Source organism: Rhizobium acidisoli (genome assembly GCF_002531755.2).
Taxonomy (GTDB): Bacteria; Pseudomonadota; Alphaproteobacteria; order Rhizobiales; family Rhizobiaceae; genus Rhizobium; species Rhizobium acidisoli.
In genome coordinates, this window is the sequence record NZ_CP034998.1 from 1,926,567 (window position 1) to 1,949,749 (window position 23,183).

26 protein-coding genes are annotated in these 23,183 nt (G+C 62.5%); 21 read left to right on the top strand and 5 right to left on the bottom strand.

Annotation, left to right across the window (positions count from 1 at the left end; all coding sequences use genetic code 11):
* Positions 1–41 precede the first annotated feature (41 nt).
* The 5 genes from CO657_RS09590 (at position 42) to CO657_RS09610 (ending at position 4,897) form a co-directional block, all read left to right on the top strand.
* Positions 42–515: a peroxiredoxin gene (locus CO657_RS09590; RefSeq protein WP_012557791.1), complete on the top strand. Its 474-nt coding sequence runs from the start codon at positions 42–44 to the stop codon at positions 513–515.
* Entirely contained in the window at positions 512–1,339 is an 828-nt protein-coding gene (locus CO657_RS09595) for a ferritin-like domain-containing protein (RefSeq protein ID WP_054183059.1), read from the top strand. The genes CO657_RS09590 and CO657_RS09595 overlap by 4 nt, the downstream gene beginning before the upstream one ends.
* Before the next feature lie 106 nt (positions 1,340–1,445).
* On the top strand, positions 1,446–2,765 hold the full coding sequence (locus CO657_RS09600; protein WP_054183058.1) for a peptidoglycan DD-metalloendopeptidase family protein: 1,320 nt from the start codon (positions 1,446–1,448) through the stop codon (positions 2,763–2,765).
* Positions 2,766–2,922: 157 nt separating this feature from the next.
* Positions 2,923–4,440, top strand: a complete 1,518-nt coding sequence (locus tag CO657_RS09605; RefSeq protein WP_003586261.1) for a DEAD/DEAH box helicase — start codon at positions 2,923–2,925, stop codon at positions 4,438–4,440.
* 7 nt (positions 4,441–4,447) lie between these two features.
* Positions 4,448–4,897, top strand: coding sequence for an NUDIX domain-containing protein (locus tag CO657_RS09610; RefSeq protein ID WP_054183057.1), 450 nt, complete (start codon positions 4,448–4,450; stop codon positions 4,895–4,897).
* On the opposite strand, the gene CO657_RS09615 is transcribed toward CO657_RS09610, so the two are convergent.
* The gene (locus CO657_RS09615) at positions 4,867–5,187 is read right to left on the bottom strand and encodes a TfoX/Sxy family protein (protein WP_003586257.1); all 321 of its coding nucleotides are present in this window, start codon (positions 5,185–5,187) and stop codon (positions 4,867–4,869) included. The two genes, CO657_RS09610 and CO657_RS09615, sit on opposite strands and share 31 nt — an antisense overlap.
* A gap of 35 nt (positions 5,188–5,222) precedes the next feature.
* A complete protein-coding gene (locus tag CO657_RS09620; RefSeq protein WP_003586256.1) occupies positions 5,223–5,717 on the bottom strand; it encodes a flavin reductase in 495 nt (164 codons plus the stop codon).
* Between the two features lie 183 nt (positions 5,718–5,900).
* Between CO657_RS09620 and CO657_RS09625 the strand changes: the two genes are divergently transcribed.
* The 5 genes from CO657_RS09625 (at position 5,901) to purB (ending at position 10,368) form a co-directional block, all read left to right on the top strand.
* Complete coding sequence (locus CO657_RS09625) at positions 5,901–6,983, top strand: ABC transporter substrate-binding protein (protein ID WP_041671440.1); 1,083 nt, start codon at positions 5,901–5,903, stop codon at positions 6,981–6,983.
* 66 nt (positions 6,984–7,049) lie between these two features.
* The gene (rpe, locus tag CO657_RS09630) at positions 7,050–7,727 is read left to right on the top strand and encodes a ribulose-phosphate 3-epimerase (RefSeq protein WP_012557795.1); all 678 of its coding nucleotides are present in this window, start codon (positions 7,050–7,052) and stop codon (positions 7,725–7,727) included.
* Positions 7,724–8,440 carry a DUF2259 domain-containing protein gene (locus tag CO657_RS09635; RefSeq protein ID WP_054183056.1) on the top strand — a complete coding sequence of 239 codons (717 nt, stop codon included), beginning with the start codon at positions 7,724–7,726 and terminating at the stop codon, positions 8,438–8,440. Before rpe ends, CO657_RS09635 begins: the two co-directional genes overlap by 4 nt.
* A gap of 17 nt (positions 8,441–8,457) precedes the next feature.
* A complete protein-coding gene (locus CO657_RS09640; RefSeq protein WP_054183055.1) occupies positions 8,458–8,988 on the top strand; it encodes a hypothetical protein in 531 nt (176 codons plus the stop codon).
* 72 nt (positions 8,989–9,060) lie between these two features.
* A complete protein-coding gene (gene purB / locus CO657_RS09645) occupies positions 9,061–10,368 on the top strand; it encodes an adenylosuccinate lyase (protein ID WP_054183054.1) in 1,308 nt (435 codons plus the stop codon).
* A gap of 102 nt (positions 10,369–10,470) precedes the next feature.
* On the opposite strand, the gene CO657_RS09650 is transcribed toward purB, so the two are convergent.
* Both CO657_RS09650 and CO657_RS09655 read right to left on the bottom strand, forming a co-directional pair.
* Positions 10,471–10,950 carry a low affinity iron permease family protein gene (locus tag CO657_RS09650; RefSeq protein ID WP_054183053.1) on the bottom strand — a complete coding sequence of 160 codons (480 nt, stop codon included), beginning with the start codon at positions 10,948–10,950 and terminating at the stop codon, positions 10,471–10,473.
* A gap of 118 nt (positions 10,951–11,068) precedes the next feature.
* On the bottom strand, positions 11,069–11,872 hold the full coding sequence (locus CO657_RS09655; RefSeq protein WP_054183052.1) for a DUF2189 domain-containing protein: 804 nt from the start codon (positions 11,870–11,872) through the stop codon (positions 11,069–11,071).
* A gap of 177 nt (positions 11,873–12,049) precedes the next feature.
* Between CO657_RS09655 and CO657_RS09660 the strand changes: the two genes are divergently transcribed.
* The 7 genes from CO657_RS09660 (at position 12,050) to CO657_RS09690 (ending at position 17,935) form a co-directional block, all read left to right on the top strand.
* A complete protein-coding gene (locus CO657_RS09660; protein ID WP_054183051.1) occupies positions 12,050–12,604 on the top strand; it encodes an RBBP9/YdeN family alpha/beta hydrolase in 555 nt (184 codons plus the stop codon).
* 96 nt (positions 12,605–12,700) lie between these two features.
* Positions 12,701–14,986, top strand: a complete 2,286-nt coding sequence (locus tag CO657_RS09665) for a putative bifunctional diguanylate cyclase/phosphodiesterase (protein WP_054183050.1) — start codon at positions 12,701–12,703, stop codon at positions 14,984–14,986.
* A gap of 229 nt (positions 14,987–15,215) precedes the next feature.
* Positions 15,216–15,980, top strand: coding sequence for a phosphoribosylaminoimidazolesuccinocarboxamide synthase (purC, locus tag CO657_RS09670; RefSeq protein ID WP_003568927.1), 765 nt, complete (start codon positions 15,216–15,218; stop codon positions 15,978–15,980).
* 15 nt (positions 15,981–15,995) lie between these two features.
* Complete coding sequence (gene purS, locus CO657_RS09675; RefSeq protein ID WP_012557800.1) at positions 15,996–16,238, top strand: phosphoribosylformylglycinamidine synthase subunit PurS; 243 nt, start codon at positions 15,996–15,998, stop codon at positions 16,236–16,238.
* Positions 16,239–16,282: 44 nt separating this feature from the next.
* Complete coding sequence (locus CO657_RS09680; RefSeq protein WP_054183049.1) at positions 16,283–16,837, top strand: RNA 2'-phosphotransferase; 555 nt, start codon at positions 16,283–16,285, stop codon at positions 16,835–16,837.
* Complete coding sequence (gene purQ / locus CO657_RS09685) at positions 16,834–17,505, top strand: phosphoribosylformylglycinamidine synthase subunit PurQ (RefSeq protein WP_003586242.1); 672 nt, start codon at positions 16,834–16,836, stop codon at positions 17,503–17,505. The genes CO657_RS09680 and purQ overlap by 4 nt, the downstream gene beginning before the upstream one ends.
* Before the next feature lie 31 nt (positions 17,506–17,536).
* Positions 17,537–17,935, top strand: a complete 399-nt coding sequence (locus CO657_RS09690; RefSeq protein ID WP_003586241.1) for a hypothetical protein — start codon at positions 17,537–17,539, stop codon at positions 17,933–17,935.
* Positions 17,936–17,959: 24 nt separating this feature from the next.
* On the opposite strand, the gene CO657_RS09695 is transcribed toward CO657_RS09690, so the two are convergent.
* Positions 17,960–18,217, bottom strand: coding sequence for a DUF1127 domain-containing protein (locus tag CO657_RS09695; RefSeq protein ID WP_054183048.1), 258 nt, complete (start codon positions 18,215–18,217; stop codon positions 17,960–17,962).
* 81 nt (positions 18,218–18,298) lie between these two features.
* Here CO657_RS09695 and CO657_RS09700 point away from each other — a divergent pair, with 81 nt between their 5' ends.
* The 4 genes from CO657_RS09700 to CO657_RS09715 all read left to right on the top strand — a co-directional run bounded on the left by CO657_RS09700 (position 18,299) and on the right by CO657_RS09715 (position 23,074).
* Positions 18,299–19,717, top strand: coding sequence for an aminotransferase-like domain-containing protein (locus tag CO657_RS09700; RefSeq protein ID WP_012557804.1), 1,419 nt, complete (start codon positions 18,299–18,301; stop codon positions 19,715–19,717).
* Between the two features lie 123 nt (positions 19,718–19,840).
* On the top strand, positions 19,841–20,419 hold the full coding sequence (locus tag CO657_RS09705; RefSeq protein ID WP_054183047.1) for an acyloxyacyl hydrolase: 579 nt from the start codon (positions 19,841–19,843) through the stop codon (positions 20,417–20,419).
* Positions 20,420–20,589: 170 nt separating this feature from the next.
* Positions 20,590–22,821: a phosphoribosylformylglycinamidine synthase subunit PurL gene (purL, locus tag CO657_RS09710; protein ID WP_054183046.1), complete on the top strand. Its 2,232-nt coding sequence runs from the start codon at positions 20,590–20,592 to the stop codon at positions 22,819–22,821.
* A gap of 19 nt (positions 22,822–22,840) precedes the next feature.
* Positions 22,841–23,074, top strand: coding sequence for a BolA/IbaG family iron-sulfur metabolism protein (locus CO657_RS09715; RefSeq protein ID WP_003586236.1), 234 nt, complete (start codon positions 22,841–22,843; stop codon positions 23,072–23,074).
* Positions 23,075–23,183 lie beyond the last annotated feature (109 nt).

Sequence of the window (23,183 nt, forward strand, 5' to 3'; positions counted from 1 at the left end):
AAAGTGTCATCCACAAACCCGGCAAAAGAAAGGTTTTCCCAATGGCGGTTCCCGGCATCGGCGCCACGGCTCCTGATTTCAACCTTCCCCGCGACGGCGGCGGCCGCATCTCGCTGGCCGAATTCCAGGGTCGGCCGCTCGTTCTGTTCTTCTATCCCAAGGACGATACGACAGGCTGCACCGCCGAATCGCTGGCTTTCACCGCGCTGGCAAGCGAGTTCGAAGCGGCGGGTGCGGCCGTCATCGGCATGTCGCCCGATTCGGCCGCCTGCCATGACAAGTTCATCAGGAAGCACCGTCTTTCGGTAGCGCTCGCCTCGGATGAGGAAAAGACGACGCTGCAGGCCTACGGCGTCTGGAAGGAAAAGAGCATGTACGGCCGCAATTTCATGGGCGTCGAGCGCACCACCTTCCTCATCCGCCAGGACGGCACGATCGCCACCATCTGGCAGAAGGTGAAAGTGCAGGGCCACGCCGAAACCGTGCTCGAGGCCGTGCGGAATCTGGCTGCGTGACCGGCGACCTCGCGATCACCTCGCTGCGCGGCGGCGCCATCGATGCCATCTGCTCCGCCGATCTCGACCGCAAGACGGCGCTTGCGCAGGAAAGCGCCACCCGCTGGTTCGCCCGCCGGGTGTCGCTGCGCTCGCCGCTCGATGCGGCCCTGCCGGAGAGGCCGGGCCGTCCCGACAGGCCGCTGCTGACGCCGCCGACCCAGGTGGAAAAACGCTCGCTGCATACGCTGAAAGGCCGCATCGCCCTGCTCCATGCCATCGCCCATATCGAGCTCAATGCCGTCGATCTGGCGCTTGATATCGTTGCGCGATTCGCCACGGAACAGGTGCCGAATTCCTTCTTCGACGGCTGGATGCAGGTTGCCTTCGAGGAGGCCAAGCATTTTCGCATGGTGCGCGCCCGTCTCAACGATCTCGGCGCCGATTACGGCGATCTCCCCGCCCATGACGGGCTCTGGCAGGCGGCCCATTCGACACGCAACGACCTGACGGCAAGGCTTGCCGTCGTGCCGCTGATTCTCGAAGCCCGCGGCCTCGACGTCACGCCGTCGCTGCAGGCGAAGATGCGCCAGACCGGCGACCTCGAAAGTGCCGCGGTTCTCGACGTCATCTACAACGATGAGAAAGGCCATGTCGCCGTCGGCGCCAAATGGTTCCGCTTCCTCTGCGCCCGGGAGAAGCGCGATCCGGCAAAGGCGTTTCAGGAGCTGGTGCGCGCCAATTTCCGCGGGCCGCTGAAACCGCCCTTCAACGATCTCGCGCGCGCCGAGGCCGGGCTGACGCCGTCCTTCTATCGCTCGCTGGCATCGATCAGCCATGCCTGAAATCGCTGGTATTTTCTACACGGACAGCGACAAAGAAAGCATTCGTTAACCATAAACGTGTCTAATTTTCCGAAAGAGGCGTGGTGCATCAGTCGGGAGAGCCTGCGTGAACAGCGGACATCAGCACCGGGTATTCGGCAGGCGGGCGCAGGAACATATCCTGATCCTCGCAAGCGGCGACAAGGTCCGCCACATGACGGTGCGGCCATGGATGGCCGCTCTCGCCTTCTGCTTCATCGGCGTCTTCTCGATCGGCTATCTGCTGGCCACCTCCTATCTCGTGCTGCGCGACGACTTGATCGGCGCCACCATGGCGCGGCAAGCCCGCATGCAGCACGACTACGAAGATCGCATCGCCGCCCTTCGCGCCCAGGTCGATCGCATCACCTCCCGCCAGCTTCTCGACCAGCAGGTGGTCGAGGATAAGGTCGACAAGCTGATGGAACAGCAGATGGCGCTCACGTCGCGCCATGGCAAGCTCGACAATCTGCTCGACCGGGCCGAAAGCTCCGGGCTGACGGATAGGGACGGCGCCCTGCCCGCGCCGTCTTCGCCCGCCCAGTCCTATGCCCCCGATATCAAGGATAAACGCGCTTCGCTGACCGGCGGCGGCATCGAGGCGATCGAAAAACAGCTGGCGAACGGCGCGCCCGCCGATGCGACGCCCGATAATTCGACACTTGCCTATGTGCCGTCCGCCGAGACGGTCGGCGACCGCGCCGACCGCATCTTCTCGAATGTGACGCTGTCGCTGAAGGGTGTCGAACAGGACCAGCGCAATCGCGTCGAACAGCTGACGAGCGACGCCGGCACTGCCGCCAATGCTATCGGCAACGTGCTGACCCGCTTTAAAATTCCGGTGCCTGAGGAGACTGCGGCGCGGCAGGACGACGATGCCGTCGGCGGCCCCTATGTCGAGCCTGAAAGCAACGACGATTTCAACAATTCACTGGCAGCGCTCGACGGCGCGCTGACCCGGCTGGAGGCCGTGCGCAGCACCGCCGAATCCCTGCCCTTCCGCAATCCCGCTATCGGCAAGGACGTGACCAGCCCGTTCGGCAATCGCCGCGACCCTTTCCTCGGCCGCCTCGCGCTGCATTCCGGCATCGATTTCCGCTTTTCGCCGGGCGAAAAGATCCGCCCGTCGGCGCCGGGCAAAGTCATATCAGCCGGCTGGACCGGTGGTTACGGCAATATGGTCGAAGTCGATCACGGCAACGGCATCTCGACGCGCTACGGCCATATGTCCCAGGTGCTGGTCAAGGTCGGCGACACGGTCGGCCGCAGCGACGTCATCGGCCTTGCCGGCAGCACCGGCCGCTCGACCGGCACGCATCTGCACTATGAAGTGCGCCAGGACGGCCACGCGGTCGATCCAGTATATTTCATGAATGCCGGCCTTAAACTCGCCACCTATATCAAGTAACAGCGCTGAGGTAACCATCGCTTCACTCTGTACCGGGTGCGGCCTCTCTATTTCTTGACTTGCCGGCCATTCGGGGCTATGTCGCGCTGCATTGCGGCATGCAATCCCGCCGACTCGTTCAGAGCTCGGCCGAACCGGAACGGAAACAGTTTTCCCTTTGACGACATTCGCTGACCTTGGCTTGAGCCAAAAAGTGCTATCCGCTGTTACCGACGCGGGCTACACGATACCCACGCCTATTCAGGCGGGAGCCATTCCGTTTGCGCTCGAGCGTCGCGATATTTGCGGCATCGCGCAGACGGGCACCGGCAAGACGGCATCCTTCGTTCTGCCGATGCTGTCGCTTCTGGAAAAGGGCCGGGCCCGCGCCCGCATGCCCCGCACGCTGATTCTCGAGCCGACGCGCGAACTCGCCGCCCAGGTCGCCGAGAATTTTGAAAAATACGGTAAGAACCACCGTCTCAACGTCGCCCTTCTGATCGGCGGCGTTTCCTTTGAAGACCAGGATCGCAAGCTTGAGCGCGGCGCCGACGTGCTGATCTGCACGCCCGGCCGTCTGCTCGACCATTTCGAGCGCGGCAAGCTGTTGATGAGCGGCGTCGAGATTCTCGTCATCGACGAGGCCGACCGCATGCTTGACATGGGCTTCATCCCTGACATCGAGCGCATCGCCAAGATGATCCCGTTCACCCGCCAGACGCTGTTCTTCTCGGCCACCATGCCGCCGGAGATTCAGAAGCTCGCCGACCGCTTCCTGCAGAATCCGGAACGCATCGAAGTGGCAAAGCCGGCATCGGCCGCAAAGACGGTGACGCAGCGCTTCGTCGCTTCCCACAGCAAGGACTACGAGAAGCGCGCCGTTCTGCGTGAACTCGTCCGCGCCCAGACGGAACTCAAGAACGCCATCATCTTCTGCAACCGCAAGAAGGATGTTGCCGATCTCTTCCGATCGCTGGAACGCCACGGCTTCTCCGTCGGCGCGCTGCATGGCGACATGGACCAGCGCTCCCGCACGATGACGCTGCAGAGCTTCCGTGACGGCAATCTCCAGCTGCTGGTTGCCTCGGACGTCGCCGCCCGCGGCCTCGACATTCCCGATGTCAGCCACGTCTTCAATTTCGACGTGCCGATCCATTCCGAGGATTACGTCCACCGCATCGGCCGCACCGGCCGCGCTGGCCGCTCGGGTGCCTCCTTCACGCTCGTCACCAAGCGCGACAGCAAATTCGTCGATGCGATCGAAAAGCTGATCGGCGAGAAAGTGGAATGGCTGAGCGGCGATGTGAACTCCCTGCCGCCGGCAGAAGAAAGCGCCGACAGCGAACGCCCGCGGCGCAACAGCCGCGAGCGTGGCGCCAAGGGTGAACGCGGCGAGCGAGACCGTGGTCGCGGACGTGGCAATCGCAGCGCCCCAGGTCATAAATCTGATAACGACATACAGGATAATGACGTCCAAGTGATTCAGGCAGCACCAGTAAAGGCCGACATCGTGAAAAACGAGCGCAAAGCAGAGCAGAAGCCGCAAAACAATGCGCGCAACAGCCGGCCTTATCCGGCAAACGATGACAGCCGCGACCGCCGCCGCCATCGCGACCATGATGACGGCCCGACCCCGGTCGGCTTCGGCGACGATATCCCCGCCTTCATGCTGATCGCCGGCAGCGCCAAGGTCTGAACAGCCAATGAGTAAGCCCGGTCTCGATTTTCCGGGCTTCGGCGTTGGCCTGGTCATTCTGCGCGACGCCAAAATTCTTCTTTATAAACGCCTGCGCCCACCGGAAGCCGGCTACTGGAATATCGTCGGCGGCAAGGTCGATCATATGGAGCCGGCCGAGCAAGCCGCGCGCCGCGAGGCCGAGGAAGAAACCGGCCTCAAGATCGGCCGGATCGAGCGTATCGCCGTGACCGAACAGATCATCGATACCGACCGCCAGCACTGGATTTCGCTTCTCTATCTCGCCCGCGACGTCGATGGCGAGCCGCAACTGACCGAACCGGAGAAGCTTTCCGATTTCGGCTGGTTTCCGCTGACGGATTTGCCGGAGCCGCTTTCGGCCTTCACCAAGGCGGCGATAGCAGCCCTGCCCTCAGCCGAATGCAGTCAGCGATCGGCCCTCAGCGACGCCTCATAGGCAAGCCGCACCCATTTTGCCATCAGATCTGGATCGTCGTAAGCCTCGTCGGGGATCGACCAGTAGGGCATCTTCACCGGTTTGCCCTTCTTGCCCTCGTAGGTCCATTGCGTCGCGCCGGCGGCGGCAAATTCCGGGGCGCTCGTCTCATCGGCCTTCAGCAGCATCTCGTCGCGCACTTCGAGCGCGATGATGCGCCCGAGATGATAGATGCCCTTGCCGCCGAACATGCGCTTGACCGTGACCGGGCCGAGACCCTGAAACATTTCCTCGATGCCGGCATTGTCCATTCGCTATTCCCTCGAAATCCCGGCCGTAGCGGCCATCACAGCGCGTGATAATCCCGGTTCATATAGATGAGCGCCGGATGCTTTTCGCTGAACCGCACGGCCGCGACCTCGCCGAAGATGACATTGTGCGTCGGCATTTCCTTGATGTCGGTCACCCGGCAATCGAAGGCAGCCAGCGCATCGGCGAGCACAGGCGCGCCGGTGACCAGCGTCTCGAAACGGGCGCTGGCGAAACGCTCGCTATCGGCAAGCGCCGTCCGTCCGGAAAAGGCGTCGGCAACGCCCTGATGATGAGCGCCGAGCGTGTTCAGCACGAAGACGCCGCTGCGGAAAAAGATTTCGTTCTTCGGATTATTGTTGTTGAGGCAGATCAGCACCGAGGCCGGATTGTCAGAGACCGAGCAAGCGGCGGTGATGGTGACACCGCGGCGCAACTCGCCCATCGCCGTCGTCACGAGCTGCACATGGCCGGCATAACGGCTCATGGCGTCTCGATAAAGGCCGGGGTCGATATGCTGCCTGTTCAACACCTGCTTCTCCCGTACGCGCTTTGATCCATGGTTCGACTTGTTATCGCGCCAATATGGCGAGCATCGGTTACCTTTTCTACAATAGGACCAGTGAAAAGCACTGCTTCACGCTTGTTTTTCTTTGACGATCGCAGGCTTGCGGATAAAAGGGCATGGACGATGGCTAGGGGATCTCCGCCTTTCATGATCAACCTGCGTGGCATAGCAGCTTCTCTGGTGCTGCTGGGAGCGGCGGCGCAAGGCCATGCGGCCGGCGTGACGATCGGCGTCGTCGCCCCTCAGAACGGCGCGCTCGCCTTGCTTGGCGCTCAGATTGCCGCCGGCGCCGGTTTCGAGATCCAGCAATCCGGAAACACCCTCGTCGCCATCAACGAGACCTGCGAGGACAATAGCGGCGCTGCGGTTGCGGATGCGCTGGTCGCTGCCAAGGTGCAGGTCGCGGTCGGCTTTCTCTGCAGCGAGACGCTGGAAGGCGCGCTGCCGAAGCTGAAAGACGCGGGCATTCCCGCCATGACCATCTCGGCGCGCTCCCGCATCCTGATGGAGGATGCGCTGAAGAACGGCTGGCCGCTCTTTCGTCTGGCGCCCGCCGACGGCACTGAGGCGGCAAAGATCAACGAAGTGATCCTGAAGGACTGGGCCGCCGATCCGATCGCCCTGATCGAAGACGGCACCATCCATGGCCGCGAACTGACCGAAGCGGTGCGCAACGCCCTGGAACAGAACGGCCTGAAGCCGGTCTTTACCGATACCTACCGGCCGGGACAGGAGCAGCAGATTGCCCTGGTCCGCCGTCTGAAGCGCGCCGGCGCCACCCGGGTCTTCATCGGCGGCGACCGCAACGATGTCGCCGTCATCGCCCGCGACGCCAAGGCGGAAAATATTCCGCTCTCCATTCTCGGCGGCGATGCCATGCGCGCCGCCGACCAGCCGCTGCCGCTTGACCCCGGCGTGCGCGCCGTCGCCCTGCCCGAATATGCCGTACTGCCGGAAGGCACGGCGGCAGCCGAGGCGCTCAGCGCCAAAGGCATCGAGCCGGAAGGTTATGTCCTGCCGTCGCTCGCCGCAGCGCTGATCGCCGGCCAGGCGGCGGAAGCTGCGGCCGCCGCCGGCAAGCCGCTGCAGGAGACGCTCCTCGGCACGACATTCCAGACGCCGGTCGGCGCCATCGCCTTCACTGCTGGGCACGAACTTGCCCAAAACCCCTACCGCCTGCTCGAATGGCGGGGCAATGGCTTTTTTCCACCTCGCGCGCCGACGCAATGAGCGGCGGCCGCCCGTCTTGAAATCGGGCGCCGCGCTCAAACGGCGGCCCACAGGGAGTAAAACTTGATGACGCTGCCCATTCGCATTGCCCCCTCGATCCTCGCGGCGGATTTCGCCAGGCTCGGCGAGGAGGTGCGCAACGTCACGGCCGCCGGCGCCGACTGGATCCATCTCGACGTGATGGACGGGCATTTCGTGCCGAACATCTCTTTCGGTCCCGATGTCATCAAGTCGCTGCGCTCCTATACTTCAGCCACCTTCGACTGCCATCTGATGATCTCGCCGGTCGACGACTATCTCGAAGCCTTCGCCAAGGCGGGCTGCGACCGCATCACTGTCCACGCCGAAGCCGGGCCGCATCTGCACCGCTCGCTGCAGACCATCCGCAATCTCGGCAAGAAGGTCGGTGTGACGCTCAATCCGGCAACGCCGCTGAGCGCCATCGAAAACGTGCTCGACGATGTCGATCTCATCCTGATCATGTCGGTCAATCCCGGCTTTGGCGGGCAGAAGTTCATTCCGGCCATGGCTGCCAAGATCGCCGCCGCCAAGTCGCTGATCGGTGACCGGCCGATCGAACTCGAGGTCGATGGCGGCGTCACGGTGGAAACAGTGTCGGCAATCACGCGCGCCGGCGGCAACGTCCTCGTCGCCGGTTCGGCGATTTTCAAGGGCGCGACAGTCGAGGATTATCGCCGGACCATCGCCGATCTGCGTCAGGCAGCCGAAGGGGCACGATCATGATGAAGCGTCTACTCATCGGCGGCATGCTTGCCGCCGCATCGCCCGGTCTGTCACTGGCCGGAGACATCGCCAATATCCAGCCGATCGGCTTTTCCGCCGACGGCAAGGTGTTCGGATTTCAGGAATTCGGCATCAAGGAGGAAGGCGGCGCTCCTTACTCCAACACCTATTTCATCGATACCGAAAACGGCCAGTATCTCGAAGGCACGCCCTTCCGCACTGAGATGGCCGACAAGGACGCCAATCTTTCCAAGGCGCGGCGGCAGAACCTGACGGCGGCTCGCAGCCAGATGGACAAATACGATCTGCTGACAAATCCGGGCCTGATCGCCGCCTTCAATCCGCCGACCGAACTCGGCTCTCCCGCAAAGACCATCCGTTACACCACGCTTGCGACCGATGGCCCGCCGAAATCGCCTTATACGCTGTCGCTCGGTGAGATGCCGGTGCCGACACCGAAAGATTGCGCAGCAGTCGACAAGCGGGTCCTCGGTTTCAGCCTGCAGATGATCGAGAAACAAGGCGCTCCGAACCGCCAGGCGGCGCGCCAGGCGACGGCGATTCCGGCCGAGCGCGCCTGTTCTGTGGAATACCGGATCGGCGGCGCGGTCGTCTATCAGCCGGAGGCCGGAAACCAGGTTCACATCGCCCTTGTCCTGGCCTTCGACGCCGACAGGAACGGACGCTGGATCGCCGTTCCGGTTCATCCCTGAAGCCGGATCGCCGAAGGATGGATGGCCCGAGCCCGGATCGACCCAGGACAAATCGCTCCAGTAGGGATCGTCTGAGAGCCGCGCGGCCGCCCTACCCCGATCTGATTGCCGGCGCATTGTTCTGGGGCACGCAGATGCTCGCCTCTGCCATGCTCGGTCTGTACCTCCGCAACGGCCTGCAGACGAGCCGGCTTGCCGAAGTCGCCGTGCTCTATTTCGCCGGCGGCCTGTTCGCCTGGCCTTTCGCCCTGCCGGTCGCCCGCTTCTTTGCCTATGACAGGCCGCCGGAAGCGCGTTTCGCCGCCTTTTTCGTGACGCTGACGGCGGCAACGATCGCAATGACCGCCTTCCTCTTCGCCATGGAATACCGGCTCTTCTATTCGCGCTGGCACGCGCCTTTCGGCAGCGTCGTCTGGGCTTTTCAGTTCGTCTTCACCAGCATCAGCGCCGTCTACCAGTTCCTGGTGATCGGCCTGCGCCTTTTCCTGCCGCTCGGTCTCGTCTGCCTTGTCGGCAGCAGTTATTATCTTGCCAAACGCATGCGTTGAGATTGCCGCCCGTCTTTGCTACAGGGGCGCAGACATTCACGCATGAACCTCTTGAAGTGAAGGCAGCCGCCCATGATCCCGCGTTATTCCCGGCCCGAAATGGTCGCCATCTGGTCTCCCGAAACCAAGTTCCGCATCTGGTTCGAGATCGAGGCGCATGCCTGCGACGCGCTGGCCGAACTCGGCGTCATCCCGAAATCGGCGGCAAAGACCATCTGGGAAAAGGGCGGTGCGGCCACCTTCGACGTCGCTCGCATCGACGAGATCGAGGCGGTCACCAAGCATGACGTCATCGCCTTCCTGACCCACCTTGCCGAGATCGTCGGCCCGGATGCTCGTTTCGTCCACCAGGGCATGACCTCATCGGACGTGCTCGACACCTGCTTCAACGTCCAGCTGGTGCGCGCCACCGATATTCTCATCGCCGATATTGACCGCCTGCTGGCGGCGCTGAAAACCCGCGCCTTCGAACATAAGGACACTGTCACCATCGGCCGTTCGCATGGCATCCACGCCGAGCCCACCACCTTCGGCGTCAAGCTGGCGCTCGCCTATGCCGAATTCGAGCGCTGCCGCCAGCGCCTCGTCGCCGCCCGTGAGGAAGTCGCGACCTGCGCCATCTCGGGCGCCGTCGGCACCTTCGCCAACATCGACCCGCGCGTCGAGGAGCATGTCGCCGAGGCTCTCGGCCTGAAGGCCGAGCCGGTCTCGACCCAGGTCATCCCGCGCGACCGCCACGCCATGTATTTCGCCACACTCGGCGTCGTCGCCTCGTCGATCGAGCGCCTCGCAACCGAAATTCGCCACCTGCAGCGCACCGAGGTTCTGGAAGCGGAGGAATATTTCTCGCCCGGCCAGAAGGGCTCTTCGGCCATGCCCCACAAGCGCAACCCGGTGCTCACCGAAAACCTCACCGGCCTCGCCCGCATGGTCCGCTCCTACGCCTTGCCCGCCATGGAAAACGTCGCCCTCTGGCACGAGCGCGATATTTCCCACTCCTCCGTCGAACGCATGATCGGCCCCGACGCCACCGTCACCCTCGATTTCGCCCTCTCGCGTCTCGCCGGCGTCATCGAAAAGCTGCTGGTCTACCCTGAGAACATGGAGAAGAACCTCAACAAATTCCGCGGCCTCGTCCACTCCCAGCGCGTCCTCCTGGCGCTCACCCAAGCCGGCACTTCCCGCGAAGACGCCTACCGCCTGGTGCAGCGCAACGCCATGAAGGTCTGGGAGCAGGGTAAGGACTTTCTGGAAGAGCTGCTTGCGGATGCTGAGGTTCGGGCCGCGCTTTCCGAAGAGGATATTCGCGAGAAGTTCGATCTTGGGTATCACACCAAGCATGTCGATACGATTTTCCACCGAGTGTTTGGGAAGCTGTGAGTTCTCCAAATCGACACTATTGCGGCGCCTTTACGGCGCCGTTTTCATGTCTGCTTCCATTCTGTTATCGCAGTTGTCGCGCCAGCGCTCGCCTATATTTCTCTATCTCCTCACAAGCGGCCGTTGTTTTTGCTTCGGCGCTTTGCCAGCCATAGCGCGCTTGCGCGTCTCCGTCTTTTTCGGCGCAACAGCTTCCGCGGCCTCCGTCGTCCTGCAAGCCTCGGTTTCGCCCCTGCCCTTGGCAGCCTTGGCGACCAGCTGGTCGAGATGTTTCAGTTCCTCCTCGTCGAGGTTTTCGATGCCGATGAAGCGGTTCTCGGCGTGGCTCGTCAGGATCATTTCGTTGAGCTTGGCCTGGATCGCCCTGGTGTCGCGCGTCTGGGCGTTCTGCAACACGAAGACCATCAGGAAGGTGATGATGGTCGTGCCGGTGTTGATGACCAGCTGCCAGGTTTCCGAATAATCGAAGAAGGGGCCGAGTGCCGCCCAGATAATGACGGCGGTCAGCGCCAGGATGAAGATGACGGGCTTGCCCGCCCATTCCGAGATCTTGGTTGCGAAGCGGGCGAACAGATGCTTCATCGAAATCCTCCCACAAGCCGGTGCTGAATAACGCGGCGAGAGGTCCCGAGGTTCCGGGGATCGGCGAAGCTTTAACCTCCGAGGATCGCGAGAGTTCGCGATCCCCGGAAACCTTCGATTACGCGGGCTCCCGCGCAATCAGCTTGCGATAAAGATGCCAGGTCGCATGGCCGACGATGGGAATGACAAGCGCAAGCCCGGCAAAGACCGGGATCGTGCCGATGACGAGCAGTGCAGCGACGATCAGGCCCCACAGCAGCACCGGCACCGGATTGGCGATCGTCGCGCGGATCGAAGCGACGACGGCAGCCACCGCTCCGACATCGCGGTCGAGCAACAGCGGAAAGGTGATCACGGAGATCGCCAGCACGACGAGCGCGAAGACGAAGCCGATCAGATTGCCCCAGATGATCAGCTGCATGCCTTCGGGCGTGCCGAAGACCTGGCGGAAGAAATCCGCCATGCTGCGCGGAAACACTTCGCCAAGCAGATTGCTGTAGAGCGTCTGCGCCGTCACCAGCCAGACGACGAAAATGCCGCAAAGCATCAGCCCGACTGCGACGATCGACGGCAGCGCCGGCGAATGGCGTACCTCGAGCGCATGCGTCCAGGAGCTATCGAGGCCGGCTTCGCGCCGGCGGCTGATCTCGTAGAGGCCGATCGCGGCGATCGGGCCGATCAGCACGAAACCTGCCATCAGCGGAAAGACCATCGGCAAAAGGTTGGCGCCCGACGTCCATAACGTCAGGAAGACGCCGGCAATCGGGTACATCAGGCACAGGAACACGTAGTGGGACGGTTTCTCCATGAAATCGTCGTAACCGCGCTTCAGCGCGTCGAAGACGTCGGCGATACCGATGCGATTGACAACGGGCCGTGCGAAGCTTTCGCTAGAACCCGTCATGACATGAAATGCCGCCATGGCTTTCTCCTCCTCAGCCGAGACCTGGTCGGCGGCGGACACGCAATCGGCGGGCAAGCCGACACGAAATCCGCAACCGGCACTGGAGCAATATAGCAAACCAAAACGGCCGTGTCGCTCTCTCCCTTCACATCCCCTCTTGACATCTTGGGCGGGCCTTCTCACATCGGCGGCACTATGAAAGCCTCAGACGCAGATATCCTCATCATCCCCGGCTACACCAATTCCGGCCCGAGCCACTGGCAAAGCCGCTGGGAGGCAAAGCTCAGCACGGCGCGGCGCGTCGAACAGAATGAATGGACAAAGCCGGTCCGCGAGGACTGGATCGCCCGGATCGCCGAGGAAGTGAACGCCTCGACCCGCCCGGTCATCCTCGTCGCCCATTCGCTCGGCGTGACCTCGGCAATCCACGCCATCCCGCATTTCCGCAAGCCGGTGGCCGGCGCCTTCTTCGTCGCCCCGCCCGATGTTGCCAATCCCGATATTCGCCCGAAGCACCTGATGACCTTCGGCCCCTACCCGCGCGATCCGCTGCCCTTCCCGTCGATCACGGTGGCGAGCCGCAACGATCCGTTCGGCAGCTACGAACACGCCGACGATATCGCCAGCAGTTGGGGCTCCTTCCTCGTCGATGCCGGCGAGGCAGGACATATCAATGCCGATTCCGGTCACGGCCCCTGGCCCGAGGGCACCATGGTCTTCGCTCAGTTCCTCAGCCGGCTCTCCGCCTGATAGAGGAAACCGGCCCTTCTCGATAATTCAGCAAGTGCTTTCTAAGTCTTTCTTAATGGAATGACAGCAAACTGCGCCGAGATGAAATAAGCGAGAATGCCCGTGAAGAAAGCCCATCCAGAGGCCGATGATTCCACGGCGGCTGAGGCAGGCGTCGGCAGCGTGGCCGATGACGATTCCGACCTGGCAGAACGGGAGAGCCGGTGGAACCATGCGCTCGTCGGCTCCGGCCTCGGCGTCTGGGATCACAACTACCGTCTCGACCGGAAATATTATTCGCAGACCTGGAAGACCATGCGCGGCATGGCGCCCGACGAGGAGGCTGCCGGCGATTACGATGCCTGGCTGGCCCTCGTCCATCCCGATGACCGCGATTTTGTCGTCCATGCCATCGACCGGCAAAATGCCGGCGATCCGGATTACCAGATCTTCGAATATCGCGAGCGCCACAGGGACGGCCACTGGATGTGGATCGACTGCCGCGGCGCCTGCGTGGAATGGGACGAGAGCGGCGTGCCGACGCGCATCGTCGGCACGGATACGGATATTACCGCCCGCAAGGAGGCCGAGGATACGCTGTCGCGCCTGTCGCGCCGGCTCGACCTGGCGCTGGAGATTTCCCGCATCGGCGTCTTCGAAGCGGATATCGAGAATGATACCGTCGAATGGGACGAGCGCCTCATCGCCATTTACGGGCTGAAGGGCGCCTCGCGGCCAATTGCCAGCGATGTCTGGGCAAAAAGCCTGCATCCCGACGATCGCGAGCGCGTGCTCGGCTTGTCCGACCGCAGCGTCGAAAGCGGCAGTGATTTTCAGCAGGAATACCGCATCATCCGCGGCGACGGCGCCGAACGCGTCATCCGCGCCCGCTCGGCCTTCTTCGTCGACGGCAACGGCCACCGCAAGCTGATCGGCGCCAATTGGGACGTCACCGAGGAGGTCGCGCTCCGCAACGAGCTGCAGCGCGCCAAGGATCTGGCCGAGGCGCATAACCGCGAACTCGAGGCCGCCAAGGAGAGCATCGAGCGCCTGGCGCTGCACGATTATCTCACCAGCCTGCCGAACCGACGCTATCTCGACAAGATGCTGGACGAGCGCTCGGCCGAATGCCGGGCCAAGGGCTTGGGGCTGGCGATCCTGCATATCGATCTCGACCGCTTCAAGCAGATCAACGACACGCTCGGCCACCGGGCCGGCGACGCCATGCTGCAGCATGCCGCAAGCGTGCTCAGAAACTCCGTCCGCGCCGCCGATTTCGTGGCCCGCATCGGCGGTGACGAATTCGTCATCCTCTGCACCGTCGATCCCGCGTCGAAGAAGATCGCCAGCCTTGCCGAACGGATCATTCGCGAATTGCGCAAACCGGTCCGATATGAGGGGCACGACTGCCGTTTCGGGGCCAGCATCGGCATCGCCGTCGACAGCGGGCCGACGCTCGACGCCAAGCAGATGCTGCTCGATGCCGATATCGCGCTCTATCGCGCCAAGGGCCTGGGCCGCAATCGTTTCGAATTTTTCTCCGCATCCGACCGCCGCGACGTCATCTCGGCCAAGCACCTTGCCGACGAGATCCTGATCGGCCTCGAGCGCAACGAATTCGTGCCCTTCTATCAGCTGCAATTCGATGCCCGCACGCTGGATGTCGTCGGCGTCGAAACGCTTGCCCGCTGGCAGCACCCCGTGCACGGGCTGCTGGCACCAGACCGCTTTCTGGATATCGCCGAGGATCTCGACGTCGTCTCGACCATCGACGCCCTGATCCTGGAGCGCGCCATCGCCGATCGCCGCGCCTGGATCAAGGACGGGCTGACCGTTCCGAAGATATCGGTCAACGTTTCCGCCCGGCGGCTTGCCGATCCCGATCTCGGCAAGAAGCTCCGCGCCCTGAAGATTGCGCCCGGCACCTTCGCCTTCGAATTGCTGGAATCGATCTCGCTCGACGATTGCGACGAGGCGGTCGCCGCCAATCTGAAAAAGCTGCGCAAGCTCGGCATCGACATTCAAATCGATGATTTCGGCACCGGCCATGCATCGATCGTCAGCCTGTTGCGCTTGAGCCCGAAGACGCTGAAGATCGACCGCGAGCTGATCCGGCTGCTGCCGCAATCGGCCGAGCAGCGCAAACTCGTCGGCTCGATCATCGATATCGGCCGCTCGCTGAACATCCTTGTCATCGCCGAGGGTGTCGAGACTTCAGATCATATCCGCATTCTCGAAGAGCTCGACTGCGACACGCTGCAGGGTTACGCGCTCGCCCGGCCGATGCCGGCGATGCAGATCCCCTCCTTCATCCGCGCTGGCAGCTGGCGCCACGGCCAAGTCGCCGCGCGCGCTCTGCAGACGCAGCTTCGCCGCGAGCTTGGAAGCAGAGCCGCCAAATAAAGACCTGCACAAGCAGCCCGCCATTTCGCCGTCATTTCACCGTATCGGAAAAGGCGCTAGACTCGTCTTGCGAATTCATTCGATTCTCTTGGCGGTATTCCGTAAAATCTGGAAACCGGGGAAGGAAGGATAGGCGGATTGTGAAACTCACTCTTTTCCTTTAAGGGGACGCCACGAGATCGATCCACTCGCGCTATCCCAAGAGCGCCAACAACAGAGAATGACCACGATGAACCGTCGCCGCCGTATCTACGAGGGCAAGGCAAAGATTCTGTATGAGGGCCCGGAACCGGGCACTTTGATCCAGTTCTTCAAGGACGATGCCACTGCCTTCAACAAGAAGAAACACGAAGTCATCGACGGCAAGGGCGTCCTCAACAACCGCATTTCCGAATATATCTTCAGCCATCTGAACAAGATCGGCATCCCCACCCATTTCATCCGCCGGCTCAACATGCGCGAGCAGCTGATCAAGGAAGTGGAGATGATCCCGCTGGAGATCGTCGTGCGCAACGTCGCCGCCGGTTCGCTTGCCAAGCGTCTGGGGATCGATGAAGGCGTGGTCCTGCCGCGCTCCATCATCGAATTTTACTACAAGTCAGACGCGCTCGACGATCCGATGGTCTCCGAAGAGCACATCACCGCCTTCGGCTGGGCCAATCCGGCCGAGCTCGACGACATCATGGCGCTCGCCATCCGCGTCAACGACTTCATGACCGGCCTCTTCCTCGGCGTCGGCATCCAGCTCGTCGACTTCAAGATCGAATGCGGCCGCCTCTTCGAAGGCGATCTGATGCGCATCATCCTCGCCGACGAAATCTCACCGGACAGCTGCCGGCTCTGGGATATCGAGACCCACGAGAAGATGGACAAGGATCGTTTCCGCCGCGATCTCGGCGGGTTGCTCGAAGCCTATTCCGAAGTTGCGCGCCGTCTCGGCATCATCAATGAAAACGAGCCTGTGCGCGGCACCGGCCCGGTTCTGGTCAAGTAAGGCAGGAAAGACAAAGTGATCAAGGCTCGTGTCACCGTCACGCTGAAAAACGGCGTTCTCGATCCGCAGGGCAAGGCTATCGAAGGCGCGCTCGGCGCCCTCGGCTTCTCGGGCGTCGGCCACATCAGACAGGGCAAGGTCTTCGACCTGGAACTGGAAAGCGCCGACAAGGCCCAGGCCGAGGCCGACCTCAAGGCCATGTGCGAGAAGCTCCTCGCCAACACGGTCATCGAGAACTACGCGATCGCGATCGACTGACGATCACCGACCCGTCGTCCGGCGGACTTTTAGGATTTGGCGTCATGACGCAGGCAAAGCTGGAGACGGAAGTCTCGAAATATATGAGCTATGTTCTGCGTCACGCGCCTGAAGCCGCCGGTTTGACGCTCGATGCCGAGGGCTGGGTGTCGTTCGATGAACTCGAAAAGGCGCTGACGTCGAAATACGACGTTTCCCGAGCCGACATTATCGAGATCATCGAAAACAATCCGAAGAAGCGCTTTACTCTTGCCGACAACAGAATTCGCGCCAATCAGGGTCATAGCGTCGACGTCGATCTCGCATTGACCCCGGTGGAACCGCCAGCGGCTCTTTATCACGGCACGTCTTCTGCCAACTGGCATTCGATCGAGTGCGAAGGCTTAAAGAAGATGCAGCGTCATCACGTTCATCTCTCGGCGGATGTCGAAACCGCAAAAATCGTCGCAACGCGCCGCAAGGGTGAATATCTCATCCTGCGTGTCGATGCGGCCCGCATGTTTTCAGAGGGCCATTCTTTCTTTGTCTCCGACAATGGAGTATGGCTCGCCGAAAGCGTTCCAGTTCAATATCTTTCGCCAGACGCGGGGACCCCATGAAATCAGCCGTCGTTCAACTTCCGGGCCTCAACCGCGACCGCGATATGATCGCCGCCCTGACGAAGATTTCCGGCAAGCCGCCGGTGACGATCTGGCAGACGGAAACCGAGATCCCCGATGTCGACCTGATCGTCATCCCCGGCGGCTTCTCCTATGGCGATTACCTGCGCTGCGGCGCGATCGCCGCCCGCATGCCGGTCATGCAGGCGATCATCGACAAGGCTGAAAAAGGCGTGAAGGTGCTCGGCGTCTGCAACGGCTTCCAGATCCTCGTCGAGGCCGGCCTGCTGCCTGGCGCGCTGATGCGCAATGCTTCGCTGAAATTCGTCTGCCGCGAAATCAAACTCGAAGTCGTCAATGCCGAGACGGATTTCACACGCGCCTACGCGCAGGGCCAGATCATCCGCAGCCCGGTTGCCCATCACGACGGCAATTATTTCGCCGATGAAGCAACGCTGGCGGCAATCGAAGGCAATGGCCAGGTGGTGTTCCGCTATGCCGAGGGCACCAACCCGAACGGCTCGGTCAACGACATCGCCGCTGTTATGAATGAAAAGGGCAACGTGCTCGGCATGATGCCGCATCCCGAAAACCTGATCGAAGCCGCCCATGGCGGCTCGGACGGCCGCGGCCTGTTCGCCTCGGCGCTCGATGTCATTGCCGCCTGAAATCCTCTCATCCGGATCTGGAGCAAGATCGATGCGCCCTCGCCTTTCCCTAGCAAATGCCGCCCTGCTTGCCGCTCTCGCAGCCATGGTCGCGGCCTGCCAGTCCACGCCGGCGCCGACAGGTCCGAACCGCGCCGCGCTGCCGACGATGGAGCGCGTTGCGCTCGGCGCCAATGCCTGCTGGTTCAAGTCGGGTGATCCGGCTTTTGCCGCCTATAAGCTTGCGCCGGAGCTCAACTCCTTCTCCGGCCGCCCGCGCATCCTGCTCGTCCACAAGGGTAGCCCGGAAAGCCGGCCGCTGCTCGTCGTGCAGGCCGAGGGAAGCCCGTCGCATGTCCAGGCCTTCGGTCCGATGATGTCGGATCCGGTCGCCGGCCGCATCGCCGCCGACGTCAATCGCTGGTCCGGCGGCAGCAAGGCCTGCAGCTGATCGCGCCAATCGCTTTCCGCGCCGTCAGTCCCAGAAGAACGACTTGCCGACTTCGCGCGCGGCATCGGACTGCGACACCCCGATATCCTTGAGTTCGCTCGCCGTCAGGTTTCTCAGTGCCCGCCGGCCTTCTCGCTTCTGATGCCAGAGAAGCACCGCCGCCCAGACCCGGCCCAAGCGCGTCGTCGCCTCGGCAGGTGCATGGGGAAGGACAATTTGTCTCCGATCCTCGTAGGAGACAATAGGTACAATCGGCATTTTGATCTCAGGCAAGGCAGACATTCCAGGAATCCTCTCGGTTATCCGTTGGAATTGACTCTTAATCTTGACAAGGACAATGTGACAATATAGTCAATTGTCACCATGACAAATTGGCTTCCTGATCTTTCCCGCGGCTCCGGGCCGGTCTATCTCCGGCTTGCCGACAGCATCGAATCCGCCATATCGAGCGGCGCCCTGCCCGCCGGCAGCAAATTGCCGCCGCAACGCAATCTCGCTTACGATATCGGGGTGACAATCGGCACGATCGGCCGCGCCTATGCGCTGGTGCACGAGCGCGGCCTGGTCGCCGGCGAAGTCGGGCGCGGCACCTATGTGCTGAACCGCTCGGAGACGCCGCCCGGTGAACAGGCCGACCCGTTGACCGTTTCGCTTGGAAGCACCCGCCTCCGCGATGCGCCGGCAAATAAGATCCGTTTCGACACCACCGCCGCTCCCGACCTCGGCCAGGGCAAGATCATAGCGGGCATCCTGTCCGAGATCGGTGAGGAGCATCTTGCCGAAATCTCCTCCTATTCCCGGAGTTTTCCGGGCAACTGGTTCGAGGCGGGCCGCCGTTGGCTTGCTCGCAGCGGCTGGACGCCGGAAGCCGAAAACATCGTGCCGACACTCGGCGCCCACGCGGCCGCGGTCGCCGTCATCGCCGCCGTCTCGGCCCCGGGCGACAAGATCGTCTTCGAGGACCTCACCTACACGCAGGTCAGCCGCAGCGCCCGCCTGCTCGGCCGCCGCACGCTGACGGTCGATTCCGATGAACACGGCATGATCCCGGAGGATTTCGAGCGGCTCTGTCAGCAGCAGCATCCGAAGCTTGCCTTCCTGATGCCGACCATCCACAATCCCACCGTGACGATCATGCCCTATGAACGGCGTGCGGCAATTGCTGCAATCGCCAGGAAGCACGGCGTCTGGCTGATCGAGGACGATCTCTACGGCGGCATGGCCGACGATGACACACCGCTCATCGCCTCGCTTGCACCCGATCGCACCTTCCTCGTCAGCGGCCTGTCGAAATCCGTCGCCGCCGGCGTGCGCGGCGGCTGGGTCGCCTGCCCGCCGCATTTTGCCCAGCGCATCAGGGTGACGCACAGGATGATCACCGGTGGCCTGCCCTTCATCCTGGCGGAAACCTGCGCGCGCCTGGTCGAAAGCGGCACGGCGCACGCGATCCGCAAGCAGAGTGTCGAAGAACTCTCCCGGCGCGTCCGGCTTGCCCGCGAACAACTGCAAGGCTTCGATTTCCAATCGCACCCGCACGCGCCGTTCCTCTGGCTGAAACTGCCGGAGCCATGGATGTCCGGCACGTTCAAGAACGCCGCTTACCGCGATGGCGTGCTGGTCGATGACGAGGACGAGTTCAAGGCGGCGCGTGGCGAGAAAATCTATCACCGCGTTCGCATCGGCTTCTCCTCGCCGAAGTCGGAACAGGAACTGGTCTCCGGCCTGATGATCCTGCGCCGGCTGCTGGAAAACGGCGGCTCCGCCTATGACGGTGAAATATGAGGTGTTGCAAATACACGTCATAGATCCGAAAAACCGCCGGGGCCTATTCGCGGTGCTTTACCGACCGAACCTCCATGCTACCTCTTTGTTATTCCCGCCTGACGCGAATCAAAAGGACAGCAGATGAGGGTCGACTTCGGAAGAATCGCGTTGCGTTTTTTGAGTAGGGCTTCAGTGGCAGTGGTAGCCGGCACCTTGGCGGCAGGTTCGGCCAATGCCGGCGAGCAGATATTCGACGAACTGCGTTTCGGCCTCTCGACCTCGGTGCAATCCGGCCATTCCAGAGAAGACGGCGTCTTTCCCGAGATCACCGCTCTTTTCGATCCTTTCGGCTACGAGTCTTCAGTCGGCTGGCAGCAGCAGTTGTTGCACCCCCGTGTTCATCTCGGCACCTCGATCGGTACCTCGGGCGAGGCCAGTCAATTCTTCACAGGCTTCACCTGGACGGTCAATTTCAACGAGAAGCTCTTTGCCGAAGCCGGCTTCGGCGGCGTCATCCATACCGGCGACCTCGAAGGCGATGATGACGGCCCGGAACTCGGCTGCCGGGTCCTCTTCCACGAATATGCCGGGGCCGGCTACCGTTTTACCGCGCATTGGAACGTGATGGCTCAGATCGCCCACTCTTCGCATGCCAATCTCTGCGACGGCCCGAACGACGGCATGACACGCGCCGGGCTGCAGGTCGGCTACAAGTTCTGACCGATTGCCGCTTTGAGAAAAGAACCTGCCTGCCCCTGTGAACTGACCCCGAAGTTGGGTGTCCAACTTTCGGGGGTCAGTTCACTGTGTTGATGGCTGGCTTTTTTCTGTCGCGCGCGGCCGCTACATAAGCTAAAGACAGCGCAAAACGCGCCAGGGACTTTCCGCTCATGACCATTCCAAACACCATCCCGATCACGCCGGAACTCATTGCGGGCCATGGCCTGAAGCCGGACGAGTATCAGCGCATTCTGGATCTGATCGGCCGCGAACCGACTTTTACCGAGCTCGGCATCTTCTCGGCCATGTGGAACGAGCACTGCTCCTATAAATCCTCGAAGAAATGGCTGCGCACGCTGCCGACCAAGGGGCCGCGCGTCATCCAGGGCCCGGGCGAAAATGCCGGCGTGGTCGATATCGATGACGGCGATTGCGTCGTCTTCAAGATGGAGAGCCACAACCATCCCTCCTATATCGAGCCTTACCAGGGGGCTGCGACCGGCGTCGGTGGCATCCTGCGCGACGTCTTCACCATGGGTGCGCGTCCGATTGCCGCGATGAACGCGCTGCGCTTCGGCGACCCTGATCATCCGAAGACCCGCCACCTCGTCTCCGGCGTCGTCTCCGGCGTCGGCGGCTACGGCAATTCCTTCGGCGTGCCGACGGTCGGCGGCGAAGTCGAGTTCGATGCACGCTACAACGGCAACATCCTCGTCAACGCCTTTGCCGCCGGCATCGCCAAATCCAATGCCATCTTCCTCTCCGAGGCCAAGGGCGTCGGCCTTCCGGTCGTTTATCTCGGCGCCAAGACCGGCCGCGACGGCGTCGGCGGTGCGACGATGGCTTCGGCCGAATTCGACGAATCAATCGAGGAAAAGCGCCCGACCGTTCAGGTCGGCGACCCCTTCACCGAAAAATGCCTGCTCGAAGCCTGCCTCGAGTTGATGCAGACCGGCGCCGTCATCGCCATCCAGGATATGGGTGCGGCCGGCCTCACCTGCTCAGCCGTCGAAATGGGCGCCAAGGGCGATCTGGGCATCCTGCTCGAACTCGACAAGGTGCCGGTGCGTGAAGAGCGCATGACCGCCTATGAAATGATGCTGTCGGAAAGCCAGGAGCGCATGCTCATGGTGCTGCAGCCGGAGAAGGAACAGGAAGCCAAGGCGATCTTCGTCAAATGGGGCCTCGATTTCGCCATCGTCGGCAAGACCACGGATGACCTGCGCTTCCGCGTGATGCATCAGGGCGAGGAAGTCGCCAACCTGCCTATCAAGGATCTCGGCGACCAGGCGCCGGAATATGATCGCCCCTGGCGCGAGTCGGGCAAACAGGCTCCGCTCCCCGCCAATCTAGTCGCCGCCCCCAAGGATTACGGCCAGGCGCTGCTGCAACTCGTCGGCTCCGCCAACCAGTCGAGCCGCCGCTGGGTCTATGAGCAATATGACACGCTGATCCAGGGCAATTCGCTGCAACTTCCGGGCGGCGATGCCGGCGTCGTGCGCGTCGACGGCCATCCGAGCAAGGCGCTCGCCTTCTCCTCCGACGTGACGCCGCGTTATGTCGAGGCCGATCCGTTCGAAGGCGGCAAGCAGGCGGTCGCCGAATGCTGGCGTAACATCACCGCAACCGGCGCCGAGCCGCTCGCCGCCACCGACAATCTGAACTTCGGCAATCCCGAAAAGCCCGAGATCATGGGCCAGTTCGTCCAGGCGGTGAAGGGCATCGGCGAGGCCTGCCGGGCGCTCGACTTCCCGATCGTCTCAGGCAACGTCTCGCTCTACAACGAGACCAACGGCGTCGCCATCCTGCCGACCCCGACGATTGCAGGCGTCGGCCTGCTGCCGGATTGGCGCAAGATGGCCCGCATCGGTGCTGCCAACGACGGCGACAAGGTGATCATGATCGGCGTCGACGGCAGCCATCTCGGCCAGTCGGTCTATCTGCGCGATGTGCTCGACAGCCGCGAAGGCCCCGCCCCCGAGGTGGATCTGTTTGCCGAGCGCCGCAACGGCGATTTCGTCCGTTCCGTCATCCGCAACGGCCAGGCGACCGCCTGCCACGATATTTCCTCGGGCGGCCTTGCCGTCGCGCTTGCCGAAATGGTCATGGCATCGGACAAGGGTCTGGCGATCGATCTCGGCGAAGGCAAGGGTGCGCCGCATGCACTGCTCTTCGGTGAGGATCAGGCGCGCTACGTGCTGACGGTCCCGGCCGATGTCGCCGATTTCCTCTGCGCCAATGCCGAAGGTGCGGGCGTTCCCTTCCGGCGTCTCGGCACGGTCGGGGGGACGGCGCTTACCGTTGGCGATCTCATCTCGCTGCCGATTCAGCAATTGCGCGATGCCCATGAATCGTGGTTCCCTGATTTCATGGAAGGCCGCGGCGAACTGGCTGCGGAATGATGCGCAAGGAGTAACGATCATGGCCATGAAACCCGGCGATATCGAAGACATGATCAAGGCTGGGATTCCCGGTGCCAAGGTGACGATCCGCGATCTGGCGGGCGATGGCGACCACTACGCCGCCGAAGTCGTCGCCGAAGTCTTCCGCGGCAAGAGCCGCGTGCAGCAGCACCAGATGGTCTACGAGGCGCTGAAGGGCAATATGGGCGGCGTCCTGCACGCGCTGGCGCTGCAGACCTCGGCGCCGGAATAGGGTTTTGTCGGTATTGGAATGCTCCACCGGCCGCGAGACGGCGGGCCATCGCACGCCCATCGACCGGGCGTGGATCCTCGGCTCAAGGCCGAGGATGACGGAGTGCGGG